The organism is Methanospirillum hungatei (assembly GCF_020216685.1).
GTDB classification, from domain to species: Archaea; Halobacteriota; Methanomicrobia; order Methanomicrobiales; family Methanospirillaceae; genus Methanospirillum; species Methanospirillum hungatei_B.
The window spans coordinates 1-11,960 of the sequence record NZ_JAIWNS010000160.1; the positions used below are offsets into that span (position 1 = coordinate 1).

At 48.9% G+C, this 11,960-nt stretch carries 14 protein-coding genes; 13 read left to right on the forward strand and 1 reads right to left on the reverse strand.

Annotation, left to right across the window (positions count from 1 at the left end):
• The first annotated feature begins 417 nt into the window (after positions 1-417).
• The 13 genes from LDL35_RS10160 (at position 418) to LDL35_RS10220 (ending at position 11,151) form a co-directional block, all read left to right on the forward strand.
• Entirely contained in the window at positions 418-1,107 is a 690-nt protein-coding gene (locus tag LDL35_RS10160) for an energy-coupling factor ABC transporter permease (protein WP_304022223.1), read from the forward strand.
• A gap of 3 nt (positions 1,108-1,110) precedes the next feature.
• Positions 1,111-1,413, forward strand: a complete 303-nt coding sequence (locus LDL35_RS10165) for a cobalt transport protein CbiN (RefSeq protein ID WP_304022224.1) — start codon at positions 1,111-1,113, stop codon at positions 1,411-1,413.
• A gap of 10 nt (positions 1,414-1,423) precedes the next feature.
• Positions 1,424-2,203, forward strand: a complete 780-nt coding sequence (gene cbiQ / locus LDL35_RS10170) for a cobalt ECF transporter T component CbiQ (protein ID WP_304022225.1) — start codon at positions 1,424-1,426, stop codon at positions 2,201-2,203.
• 10 nt (positions 2,204-2,213) lie between these two features.
• Positions 2,214-3,410, forward strand: coding sequence for an energy-coupling factor ABC transporter ATP-binding protein (locus tag LDL35_RS10175; RefSeq protein ID WP_304022226.1), 1,197 nt, complete (start codon positions 2,214-2,216; stop codon positions 3,408-3,410).
• Positions 3,411-3,472: 62 nt separating this feature from the next.
• Positions 3,473-4,018, forward strand: a complete 546-nt coding sequence (locus tag LDL35_RS10180; protein WP_304022227.1) for a methyltransferase domain-containing protein — start codon at positions 3,473-3,475, stop codon at positions 4,016-4,018.
• Positions 4,018-4,629: a cobalt-factor II C(20)-methyltransferase gene (locus LDL35_RS10185; protein WP_304022228.1), complete on the forward strand. Its 612-nt coding sequence runs from the start codon at positions 4,018-4,020 to the stop codon at positions 4,627-4,629. The genes LDL35_RS10180 and LDL35_RS10185 overlap by 1 nt, the downstream gene beginning before the upstream one ends.
• Entirely contained in the window at positions 4,626-5,342 is a 717-nt protein-coding gene (gene cobM / locus LDL35_RS10190; RefSeq protein ID WP_304022229.1) for a precorrin-4 C(11)-methyltransferase, read from the forward strand. The genes LDL35_RS10185 and cobM overlap by 4 nt, the downstream gene beginning before the upstream one ends.
• A complete protein-coding gene (gene cbiG / locus LDL35_RS10195; RefSeq protein WP_304022230.1) occupies positions 5,339-6,211 on the forward strand; it encodes a cobalt-precorrin 5A hydrolase in 873 nt (290 codons plus the stop codon). The genes cobM and cbiG overlap by 4 nt, the downstream gene beginning before the upstream one ends.
• Positions 6,180-6,986 carry a precorrin-3B C(17)-methyltransferase gene (gene cobJ / locus LDL35_RS10200; RefSeq protein ID WP_369694915.1) on the forward strand — a complete coding sequence of 269 codons (807 nt, stop codon included), beginning with the start codon at positions 6,180-6,182 and terminating at the stop codon, positions 6,984-6,986. Before cbiG ends, cobJ begins: the two co-directional genes overlap by 32 nt.
• Positions 6,976-7,611, forward strand: coding sequence for a precorrin-8X methylmutase (locus LDL35_RS10205; protein ID WP_304022231.1), 636 nt, complete (start codon positions 6,976-6,978; stop codon positions 7,609-7,611). The genes cobJ and LDL35_RS10205 overlap by 11 nt, the downstream gene beginning before the upstream one ends.
• Before the next feature lies 1 nt (position 7,612).
• The gene (locus LDL35_RS10210) at positions 7,613-8,620 is read left to right on the forward strand and encodes a cobalt-precorrin-5B (C(1))-methyltransferase (protein WP_304022232.1); all 1,008 of its coding nucleotides are present in this window, start codon (positions 7,613-7,615) and stop codon (positions 8,618-8,620) included.
• Positions 8,617-9,207, forward strand: coding sequence for a cobalt-precorrin-7 (C(5))-methyltransferase (locus LDL35_RS10215; protein ID WP_304022233.1), 591 nt, complete (start codon positions 8,617-8,619; stop codon positions 9,205-9,207). The genes LDL35_RS10210 and LDL35_RS10215 overlap by 4 nt, the downstream gene beginning before the upstream one ends.
• A 414-nt stretch (positions 9,208-9,621) precedes the next feature.
• Positions 9,622-11,151, forward strand: coding sequence for a hypothetical protein (locus LDL35_RS10220; RefSeq protein WP_304022234.1), 1,530 nt, complete (start codon positions 9,622-9,624; stop codon positions 11,149-11,151).
• 91 nt (positions 11,152-11,242) lie between these two features.
• Here the strand turns inward: LDL35_RS10220 and LDL35_RS10225 are convergent.
• On the reverse strand, positions 11,243-11,960 hold a 718-nt coding region (locus tag LDL35_RS10225), incomplete at its 5' end, for an A/G-specific adenine glycosylase (RefSeq protein WP_304022235.1).

Here is an 11,960-nt window from a genome sequence, read left to right on the forward strand (position 1 = left end):
CTCTTACGTTGCTCGCGGAAGGATATATACTTTCGTATTGCCCTTCTCGAACAATCATTCCCCGGCCGCTTGCTCCTGATGGTTCAGGAAGCATGTGGGATAATAAAGTTGTATTGATCCAGATATATACTCATCGATTTGAGATCCGAAATGCTCGAGTTATAATCATGCCCAGATAACCGGGTGATCAAAGAAGATATTCCACTCACATTTAACCACCTAAAATCTATCATATTCTGAAAAGTAAACAATTCTGGCGTTTTGCGCGGACATAATAGACCATCTTACTCTACCAGGGTAAACTGAAAATTAACCGGAAATGTTCGATATTTAGTTAGAGTTTCGCAAAATTATCCCCAAAATTATTTTGATCAACTTTATTAACAATAAGACAAAATTTGTTTAGGAGTTTGAATTATGCACATCATGGAAGGATTTCTCCCGCCACTCTGGGCGGCTATCTGGTGGATTATTTCCCTGCCATTCATCATATACGGATTTGTTCAGCTAAAGAAAGTCATCAATGAAAACAAGGATGCACTCCCCCTTCTCGGGATCTGTGGCGCACTTATCTTCATCCTTTCAGCGCTCAAGCTCCCGTCAGTAACCGGGAGTTGTTCCCATCCAACCGGGACCGGTCTTTCTGCAATAGTCTTCGGGCCCTTCATCACCGCCATCATCGGATTTATCGTCCTCCTCTTCCAGTCACTCTTCCTGGCACATGGTGGACTTTCAACTTTGGGTGCAAACACATTTTCAATGGCAATTTGTGGGCCGTTTCTGGGCTACTATGTCTACCGCGCTCTTCGCGATACTAAATTAAACATGTATTTCACGGTCTTTATCGCCGTTGCACTCGCAGATCTCTTTACCTATGTCATCACCGCCCTTGAACTCACATTAGCCGTGCCGGCTGGAGACCTTGGATTCGGAGGCCTCTTTGCAACTTTCCTTGGTGTCTTTGCAGTAACACAGATTCCACTGGCAATCCTGGAAGGAGCAGTGCTCGCACTGGTGTTCAAGTATATTGTGGATATTAAACCGGACATCATCATCAGAATGAAAATATTCTCTGAAGAGAAGATCAAAGCCGCACGGGGGGAGTAAAAAATGAAATATCAATTTGAGATTATTGTCGGAATCATTGTGGTGCTTTTTATCGGAGTGTTTCTTTACAGTGCCTCTGTCAACCCGGATGCAGAGTTCGGAGGTTCAGACGGCGTTGGATCAGCGATTGTTTCAGAACTTACCGGTGTTGCAGAAGACGATGTCACCCCCCTGATTCCCCAGTGGGCGCCCCCATCCGGTGAGGTTGAATCTGGAATATTTGCACTCCAGGCGGCATTCGGCGGGATAATTCTCGGACTTAGTTTTGGATACCTGCTTGGACAGAGAAAAACAAACCAGAATTAAGCATAGAATAATGTTTGCGCATGATTTCCTGGAAGAAGCAGCACAACATAACGCCCTTCTCCAGGTTCATCCATATACCAAACTTCTCCTTGGTATTGGATCAATCATCCTTGTTTTATTCACGCCAAATTATATTGTACCCTGTTTTCTTGCCGTAACTTTGAGTAGTGTAACAATCCTTCTTGCAAAGATAAACCTGAAGTTTTATCTGAAACTACTTGGAATTCCGCTCAGTTTTGCGTTTATGAGCGCACTTATTATCATTTTTCTCTCAGAAGGGGTGACGAAAATATGGTCCATTCAGATATTCCCCTGGTTCACCCTCACCGTGACTGAGGAAAGCCTGAATCATGGACTGCATATTTTCGCACGGGTTTTCGGAGGTATGTGCGCCCTGTTCTTTATATCCCTGACAACACCAATGACCGATCTGTTCGGTATCATGAAAAAACTGAAAGTTCCTGACCTGTTTATCGACCTTTCAATGATCATCTACCGGTACATCTTCATTTTTATGGAGAAAGCCCGACAGATATATCTCGCACAGCAGATGCGTCTTGGATATACCAAACCCAGGGAAGCGTTAAATTCCTACAGCATGCTCTTTGGAAGCATCTTCATCACATCATGGGACGCGGGTGAAGATCTCATTCATGCCATGGATTGCCGTTGTTATAATGGAAAATACGCAAAAATGATCACCTATAATCCGGTGGAATGGCGATCTCTCTCGGCAGTTTCTCTCTATCTCTTCATCATCATCGGCATGATCCTCTGGACATCCGGGTAAAGGAAATCACATGGATCCACTCATCGAACTCAAAGATCTCGAGTATGCCTATCCATATGCATCCCCTGCGCTCTCCGATATCAGTCTCTGCATTCAGAAGGGTGAAAAAATTGCCCTGGTCGGTTCCAATGGAGCAGGAAAATCAACGCTTCTTCTCACCCTGAACGGGATGATACGACCAGATAAGGGAACGGTCACCTTTCATGGGAAACCGGTCTCATATGATCGGGCATCACTTCGGAAGATACGGCAGAAGATCGGGTTTGTCTTTCAGGATCCTGATGTCCAGATAATAGCACCAACTGTATGGCAGGATGTCGCATTCGGACCGGTGAACCTGGACTATTCGGAAGAACAGGTACAGCAGGCGGTTTCGGATGCGCTCCACAGCGTCGGACTGGAAGGATTTGAGAAGCGTCCACCCTATCACCTCTCTGGCGGAGAGAAGAAGAGGGTCGCCATCGCCGGGATTCTGGCCATGGATCCTGATGTGCTCATCCTGGACGAACCCACGAGTATGCTTGATCCTGCCGGGAGCGAAGATATCATGGACCTCCTTGATGAACTCAATCACCAGGGAAAAACCATCATCATCTCCACCCATGATGTTGAACTTGCCTACCCCTGGGCTGACCGGATAATCCTGATGGAGAAGGGCCGGATAATTGCATCAGGAACACCGGAAGAGGCCTTCTCAGATAAAGAACTGGTCAGACGGGCACGGCTGAAAACCCCGATACTTCTCGAGCTCTCGCAGGAACTGAAGAGCAGGGGAATGAAAACACCGGGGACCTTACCCAGAACCGTCCTTGATATCATCAGAATCATCGAGCATGATCATCATGGATCCATCCGCCTCTCTGACAATGGGTATGGGACAATACATGTAGGGGATGTTGATCTGATATCCGGACCGCAGATACAGGCAATTCTTGCAAGAACTTCGTGTGATACCATCGGTGTGATGGGGAGCAGGGCAAAAATTTGTGCCCGTCAGTGGGGTCTGACTCCGGACATCTCCTATGCGGTCATCGATAAATGCATCCTCCAGGCAATGAACGGACGGACCAGTCTGATTCTGACAACCGGAGGGATGGTGACCAGGGTCTTTGAACGGGTGACCCTGTTTAATCAGACAAACAACAGGTTAATTCCCGTTCGATCACTCATAGGGAGCGATAAACCAGATGATTTATCCGGCACCTGATAGTTCTGACACATTCAAAACCAATCACTTTTGAAGGGCACCCGCTAATGTATACGGAGCATATGATACATTGTCCACCGGATAAACCACCAACAGGCGGACCAACAAAGGATGAAGTGCTTGCGATAGCCATGCACAAGCTGGATCTGAAACCGGCAGATATTTTTGCTGATATCGGGTGTGGAACCGGGAAGGTCACCCTGACCGCAGCACCACTGGTTTCGCATGTTCATGCCATGGATATCAGGGAGGAAGCATACCGGTGGACCTGTGAGGAACTGCGAAAGAGTGGTTTTACCAATGTAACACCGCACTTTGGCAATGCTGTTTCTATACTCTCCTCTCTGGATACCGTAGACAAAGCCTTCGTGGGAGGATCGAGAAATCTCTCTGATATTATAACCCGGCTGGCTCACCTCGGGGTGAAGACCATTGTCATCACCGCGGTTCTCCTTGAAACGCTCAATATAGCAATCTCAACATTACAGGAATATGATATGTTTCATGAAGTCACCCTTGTTCAGGTTTCAAAAAGCATGCCGCTTGCCGGGGGATTTATGTTAAAACCCCTTGATCCGGTCTTCATCATCATCGGAGGGCTTGCCTGATGCTCACCGGAGTAGGTCTTGGCCCTGGTGATCCTGAACTTCTGACCATCAAAGCCGTCCGCATGCTACAAGAAGCGGATGTCGTGTATATTCCAGGTGGTCTGGCCAGGCGTCTGGTTGAGCCGTACTGCACCCCCATTGAACTTCCCTTCCCCATGAGTCATGATGAAGAGATTATCCGGGTGCAGATTATCGAGAATGCTGAAAAGATCGCATCTGATGCCAGGGATAAAAATGTTGTATTTGGAATCATCGGTGATCCGAATATCTTCTCAACCTTCTCGCGCCTCACTGTGATTTTGAAGGAACGATATCCTGATATCATCGTCGGTACTGTTCCCGGGATCTCGTCCATAACGGCACTCATGTCAGAGACCGGGCTTCCCATTACCGGGGGCTTTTGTGTCACCGATGGGAGTGAGATAAAATCCCAGATTCGGATGAAAGTCAGAAAACCCCGGGCATTGGCAGAAGACCTCCGAAAAAAAGGCTACACAAGGTTTGCACTGGTGGAGCGGATGTACATGGACGGTATGCAGGTCCTCACCGGGGATTTTCTTCCGGAAGAGAGCAGTTACTTCTCACTCCTGTATGCAGAGCGTGATCTATGAATAAAATCTGGTTTATTGGAGCCGGACCCGGAGATCCGGATCTCATTACCGTAAAGGGACGAAGGCTCCTTGACTCCGCTGACATCCTGATATATGCCGGATCACTCGTCAACCCTGACCTTGTTGCAAGCGCTCCGGCCAGCGAAAAGTACGACAGTAATGGTATGAGCCTTGAAGAGATGATCCCCATCATGGTCAGGGGAATCCGGGAAGGTAAGACTGTAGTAAGACTTCATTCAGGAGATCCTGCACTCTATGGGGCTATCGTCGAACAGATTGATCTTCTGAAACAGGAGGGCATATCAGTCGAAGTCGTCCCCGGTGTCTCCTCACTCTTTGGTGCTGCAGCGGCTTTGCAGGCCCAGCTGACCCTCCGGGGCGTATCTGAATCGGTCATCATCACCCGTCCGGCCGGAAAGACCCTTGAGAAAGACAAGATATTCGAACTCTCAGAGACCGGTGAGACCATGGCTATCTTTCTGGGAACTGACAAACTTGAGGAGATAACATCCCGCCTTGCCTGTCACCCCGAGACCACTGCAGTGGTTGTGTACCACGCAACATGGCCGGATCAGAAGATCATCAGGGGAACAGTACAGGACATCGCCAAAAAAGCGGCCGACGCAGGGATTACAAAATCCGCCCTACTGCTCATCGGTGAAGTCTTTGCAGAAGATCCAAAGGGACATATCAGGTCATTCCTTTACTCATGAGTACGGTTGTAACAGCACTCCCCTACTTTCAGGAACAGGCTGAAAGAATTGCAACGGCAATCAACGCGGACTTCATCCCCTACCGTTCAGGATTATTCTCTGAACTCTATAAGACAAGACAGCGTATTGTTGCGATCATGGCAATCGGCATCGTTATCCGGAATATCGCACCCCTTATCCATGACAAATGGTCAGATCCTGCTGTTGTGGTGATAAGTCCGGATATGCAGTATGCCATACCGGTTCTCGGAGGCCATCACGGGGCAAATGATCTCGTATACCAGCTGCAGGAGAGATGCGGCATGACACCGGTCATCACCACCGCGACAGAAGCTACCGGACGGGAGGCTGTTGAGGTTCTGGCAAAAAGAGAACACCTGCGGATTGTCAATACCCGGTCTACCAGGCAGGCGAACGCATCAGTCCTGACCGGGAATGCCCATGTATACCGGGTCCCGGGTCCCGGGATGGTTATCGCGGGATCCGGCGTCTCATTCCTTGTTGCTGACGGACCATATACGGTCGGCATCGGATGCAGACTGGGCACTTCCGCAGATGAGATTGTTCATGCAATTCATTCCGCATGTGAATCGGCCGGAATCAGTCCGGAAGATATTGCCATCTATGCATCCGGCATGATCAAATCCCATGAATCAGGCCTTCTTGATGCAGTCAGAACTTTGGGCAGAAATATAATCTTTCTTAATCCCTCCGACCTAAATGAAGAGGCACCCCCTTCACAGTCTGCTGCATCACGGTTCGGACTGCCGGGTGTTGCAGAGCCCGCAGCGCTTGCTGTATCAGTCCATCACCACCTCATCCTGGAGAAACAGATCTATGGAAATGTCACCATCGCAATCGCAGAATAACCCTAACACTCCCACGGGCTCACTCGCCGTCGTCGGGATAGGTCCTGGCAGTCCGGATATGCTGACTATCGCAGCTGAAAAAGCAATAAAGAACGCGGATATCGTCATCGGAAATGACTTTTACATCAACCAGATTCCGCATCTTCTCACGAAACAGGAGGTCATCAAAAGTCAGATGGGCAAAGAGGTCGACCGCGCAAAGCAGGCCATAACCCTGGCAAAGAAGAGCCATGTCGTCATGGTATCAGGCGGGGACCCGGGCGTCTATGGAATGGCCGGACTTATCCTGGAGATGGCCGAACGAATTGCGCCGGGCCTGAAGATAGACATCATCCCCGGAGTCACGGCAGCAAGTGCCGGCGCTGCTTTACTTGGGGCACCACTCACCAATGACTTTGCCGTCGTCAGTCTTTCAGATCTTCTGACACCACGTGATGTCATTGAAAAGCGCATCAGGGCATTATGCACGGCCGGAATCCCCATTGTACTCTATAATCCAAAGAGCCGGACACGAACAAATCTGTTTGAAGATGTCATAGAGATCGCACGCGAACACCTCGCCGGTAACACGCCGGTCGGGATTGTAAAAGATGCCTACCGTCCGGATGAGACGATCATCGTTACCACCCTTACGGATGTCATGGACGTTTTTGATAGTATTGACATGCACACCGTCGTTTTTATAGGCGGTGAAGAGACACGAATGCTCAGGAGATATGCAGATGTCAGAGGAATGTTCACCCCCCGCGGGTACCACCGGAAATATGAATTCTGATTATACAGATATCGGGGCAGATACGCCGGAAGGGTATGCCATTTCACGAACATCACGGGAGCTGGCCAGAAAGACCATAGGAGACGCAGGCCCCCTTGACCGGATTCGCCAGCGCTGCTCAATAGCAGTCGGTGACTTCGCAATGGCAGACCTGATGAGGTTTCAGGGTGATCCGGTGAATGCAGGTCTAGCTGCCCTGAAAGCCGGAGCGCCGATATATACCGATATCAGGATGGTGCAGACCGGTATCCAAAAGAAAGGACATAAAAGTCCGGTCACGTGTATCCTTGATGCCCTTTCGTCACCAGATACCGGCGGAAAAACACGGACCTCTGCAGCACTGATGGCACTTGGGGAACGCCTGTCCGGATCCATTATTGTCATCGGCAATGCCCCGTCAGCACTTCTGGTTCTCTGTGATCTGATTCAAAAAGGGATCAGACCAGCTCTCGTTATCGGAACTCCGGTTGGGTTTGTAAACGCCGCTGAGTCAAAAGAACTCCTTCGGACGCTGGACATTCCCTCAATCTCAAACGAAGGGACACGTGGGGGCACTCCGGTCGCTGTCGCCGCCATGAATGAGATCATCACCATGTTCGTTGAAGCCGCCGGAACCATCGAATAATATGCAGGATCCGGTCAGCGGATTTACCTATCCGGAGGAGTGGGTCTCCCTCTGCATAGACGAGACAGAGCGCCTTCTTGTCAGTGAGGGGCTTGCTGTCCTGACTTCAGACGGAACCATACGAAGGCGCGGGTTTACGACAGGGAGTTCTGCATCTGCTGCAGCCAAGGCATCAGTCCTCTCCCTTATAAATACCGGATTCAACGAGGTATCAATCCTCACTCCAGCCGGCATACGTGTTCAGATTCCGGTCACCATTACCAGGGGAACCGGAGAGTGCAGGAAATATTCCGGGGACTATCCGGGAGACGTCACTGCAGGACTGGTCTTTACCGCAGAAGCGACCCCCGCAGATTCAGGAATTTCCCTTTCCTTTGGTGAGGGAATCGGGAGATGGAGTCGTGACACACCCCGGTACAAAACCGGAGATCCGGCGGTCTCCTGCCAGGCCATGGATGAGATCAAACACGCAATAGAGGAGGCTGTCCAGGAGACCGGCATTCCAGGTGTATCAGTCAGGATTTTCGCACGAGAGGGACGAGAAGTTGCAGAAAAAACCCTGAACCAGATGGTTGGAGTCGTCGGTGGCATCTCTATACTTGGCACAACCGGATTTGTTGAGCCTTGGGATGATCATCTGGAACAGACCGTCTGTGATCGGGCGGTTCATGCAGAACGGGTCGTACTTACCACCGGCAGGATTGGGATGCGATATGCCCGGATGTTATTTCCTGACCATGAAGTCATCCTTGCCGGATCCAGGCTTGGGACTATCATCCCCCATCTTACCGGTGAAGTGATCATCTGCGGTCTTCCGGCCCTGGTCTTAAAATATGTAAATCCGTCCATTCTTGATGGAACCGGGTTTTCAACCGTTGAAGAATTTATGACAACCGAGCGCTTTCTGCCGGCCATGCTGTCATCTTTTCAGATCTATAAGAGCGCACACCCGAATGTCAGAATAGTCGTGGTGAACCGGGAAGGAGCAATCATCGGAGATTCTCAATGAAGATTGTTGGTGTCGGATGTGGACCGGGGATGTTGACAGGGGCAGCGATTCAGGCAATACAATCTGCACACCTCATCGTCGGTTCAGACCGGGCACTTGATCTGGTCAGGGATGTCCTTCCACCCCATGCAGAGATCAGGGAGATTGACGATTATAAGGCACTCCGGACTCTGCCTGATTCTGCAGTCATACTCTCGACAGGTGATCCGATGATATCAGGGCTTGGATATCTTGGCGGGGAGATTATCCCCGGAATATCGTCCGTCCAGCTGGGAGCTGCAAAAACCGGGGTGACGCTGACAAACCTCTTTCTCATCACCGCCCATGGCAGGGATCATGATCAGGCTGTAGCTGATTGTTGTGAGATGATTGCTGCGAGAAGGAAGGTATGTATCATCGCTGACCCTGCTTTTCCGGTCAGGACATTAGGACAGAAACTGACTGAAGTTGACCCAAAAGCAGAGATCATCATCTGTGAAAACCTGGGATACCCGGATGAACAAATAACAAAAGGAACGGCAAGGAACCCTCCGGCAGTTCAGGGAGGAATGTTCATTTTATTTGTAATAAACCATGGAAAATCCTGATAGTTTTTGGATATAAATTATTTGGAAAAGGGGATTGGTCTCTGCTCCCTTGGGGCAGTCAACCAGTGATATCGGGTATCACAGAGACCAATGGGGTCTTCATCGAACATTCTCCTCCTACAAGATCCTCATGAATTAGATACACACATTTGATGGGGGGTGTGAAATGAGGCATTTCACATGTATGCGTCAGGTGTTATTCGGATGGGGGGTGTCTCATGCAGGTTCTCTTGCAGAGAGGTAATTATAGATTATCGTTGAGATATATTAAATTTAGCCCTCATGTTCAGAGAGATTGAGGTTTTAGTTTAAATTTAGAATTATTTAATTAGGCAACCGATTTTAGAATCAAATTCGTTTTTATTGAACATAAAAACACAAATTTTAAAATATATCACATGCCTATTAGCATATGTGAAAACGACTACCCGTGTCAAAAAGATCAACGGGCATGAATACCTGTATGAAATAACCTATTACTACGACAAGGAGACCCGGAGAACCAGGCAAAAGAGCAGATACCTGGGAAAAAATGTCGACGGGGAACCGGTCAGGGTCAGGGAGAAAGCAAAAAATCCAGAACGGGTGTACTCATATGGAGAATTTATCCCCTACCTTCAGGCGGTAAAGAGCCTGCATATCCAGGAGATTTTGGGAGCCCATCTGACTGACCATGAAGTGCGGCTCTTTCTCACCCTTCTCTATGCCGGCATCCATCACCCTGATGCCCTCCACTCCCCTGCCTCATGGTATGACGGAACGGTCCTCCCCCGAATCTTTTCAGGCCTGAAAATTACCACCCAGAGCATCTCCCGGCTGCTAAAAAAACTGGGTGAAGGCTCCATTCATCTCAGTATCTGCCGCTCATTATCCCAGATTCCTGAAAGCGGGAATATGCGGATCAGCACAATAAACATCCCCATGGTCCAGCAGACCTCATGGCATACCGGGGTATCCCATCACGGAATGGAACCGATTGCTCTGTTTTATGATAATATCGCCAATATCCCGGTAGGATATCTTTCATCAGCCCAATATCTCATCACATCAGACCTGGTAAAAGCAATCAATGCAGGAATGCACCTATTCTCCGGGAAAAAGGGAGTCATCATATCAGGAAAGAGTTTTGCATCGTCAATGAACCTGTATGGAGCACTATACAGTGAGATCCCGGTCATATTTCCTCTTGATCCGGATCATGATCTCATAAAAGAAGAGATTAAGAAATACCGGGCTGACCTGATGCATCCGAAAAATCTCAAGATCTTCCGGGGTGAAACCCTGTTTGTTATACCGGTCAATATCTCCCTTGAAACGGTTCAGATAAAGGGGTACATCATCTACAGTCCACGAAAAGAAGAGGAGATACGGGAACGTTTTGGTGAAGATATCGAACTCATTGTTGAAAACCTGAATGAGAAACCAATTTATAAATGGGTCAATCCTGCCGAGGCAGTTGCTGATGTTGCCGGCATCTATGAACCCTTCCTCCAGTGGCGTGTCCAGAATAACCGGATTCTGGTGGATGTCAAGAGAAAGACCCTGGGAAAATATTTAAAAAATTGCGGTATTTCTGTGATTATTACCGGAGATCCGGAATACCAGTGGGACACCTGCCTTGAGTGGCTGGAAGAGCGTGCCGAAGCAGAGAGGTTCCTTTCGACATATATCAGAAATTTCCAGGTCTTCCCCCTCTCTGTAGACAGTGACACGATGAGAAGCGGTGCATTCCTCGTCGCATTCCTGGCTCATGTGGTGAACCGGTGGGTACATGAACAATATGCTAAGTCAGGACTTCTCTCAATTTACACCGCTGAAAAAATTTATCTTGAACTCATGAAGATACGCCTCATAGGCCTTGGTAATGATCGGGTTCTGGTAACCGGGCTGAATTCACGGCAGAAAGAGATTCTTGATACATTAAAGTGGAACACTGAAATATAATCAGACAGCCACATTCTAAATAGGCAATATTTTTCCAGGTGCATTTCACATTGAACTTTTAGGCAGGCAATCCCGCCCGGGCATAAACGAATTATGAGGTCCGGCTTTCATTGTCAGGAAACCGGATCAGAACTCCATCTTTCATCAAAAGACCTTCGTCTACCATCTGTTCAAGGATCCTATTTGTCCGTTCCTTCTCACTCTGAATCTTCTGATGGACGAGGTCACACAACAAAGGACCCTCAGCCAATAATACTTTCAGGATCCTGCCCCTGATCTCCCGATCACTCCCGGAGAACTTTGATTGCACCGCATAATGTCTGCTCCGGCGGTTCGGATTATCTATTACACCCGCAAGAAATGTCCCATAGTCCATGATGCTGTAATACCATTCACGAGGATGAGTGTGGTCAAGGATCCGGGTAAGCACCGGATATATCTCCGTATCAGATACCCCCACCCGGTCCTGAAAAAAATGGTGAATGCATACCCGGCGGACGTTGGTTTCAATGAATACTACCGGGCGGTCATAAGTGAACACAACGATTGATCCTGCAGTTGCGGCGCCTATGCCAGGGAGAGTCTGTAATATGGCAGGATCATCCGGGACGATACCTCCCCACCGGGACATTATCTCCTGCGCAATCTGAAGGAGGTATTTTGCCCGCCGGTTATAGCCAAGACCCTGCCATGCCCGCAGGACACCCTCAAGTGATGCCTGAGCAAGAGTCTCAAAATCTGGGAAAATCCGGATGAATTCATCAAACTTTTTCAGGACCCGGGGGACCTGGGTCTGCTGCAGCATGATC

What these genes read in the sequence shown, in the direction of transcription:
- LDL35_RS10160 (WP_304022223.1), top strand. Translation starts at nt 418, where the DNA reads ATGCACATCATGGAAGGATTTCTCCCGCCACTCTGGGCGGCTATCTGG.
- LDL35_RS10165 (WP_304022224.1), top strand. Translation starts at nt 1,111, where the DNA reads ATGAAATATCAATTTGAGATTATTGTCGGAATCATTGTGGTGCTTTTT.
- cbiQ (WP_304022225.1), top strand. Translation starts at nt 1,424, where the DNA reads ATGTTTGCGCATGATTTCCTGGAAGAAGCAGCACAACATAACGCCCTT.
- LDL35_RS10175 (WP_304022226.1), top strand. Translation starts at nt 2,214, where the DNA reads ATGGATCCACTCATCGAACTCAAAGATCTCGAGTATGCCTATCCATAT.
- LDL35_RS10180 (WP_304022227.1), top strand. Translation starts at nt 3,473, where the DNA reads ATGATACATTGTCCACCGGATAAACCACCAACAGGCGGACCAACAAAG.
- LDL35_RS10185 (WP_304022228.1), top strand. Translation starts at nt 4,018, where the DNA reads ATGCTCACCGGAGTAGGTCTTGGCCCTGGTGATCCTGAACTTCTGACC.
- cobM (WP_304022229.1), top strand. Translation starts at nt 4,626, where the DNA reads ATGAATAAAATCTGGTTTATTGGAGCCGGACCCGGAGATCCGGATCTC.
- cbiG (WP_304022230.1), top strand. Translation starts at nt 5,339, where the DNA reads ATGAGTACGGTTGTAACAGCACTCCCCTACTTTCAGGAACAGGCTGAA.
- cobJ (WP_369694915.1), top strand. Translation starts at nt 6,180, where the DNA reads ATGGAAATGTCACCATCGCAATCGCAGAATAACCCTAACACTCCCACG.
- LDL35_RS10205 (WP_304022231.1), top strand. Translation starts at nt 6,976, where the DNA reads ATGAATTCTGATTATACAGATATCGGGGCAGATACGCCGGAAGGGTAT.
- LDL35_RS10210 (WP_304022232.1), top strand. Translation starts at nt 7,613, where the DNA reads ATGCAGGATCCGGTCAGCGGATTTACCTATCCGGAGGAGTGGGTCTCC.
- LDL35_RS10215 (WP_304022233.1), top strand. Translation starts at nt 8,617, where the DNA reads ATGAAGATTGTTGGTGTCGGATGTGGACCGGGGATGTTGACAGGGGCA.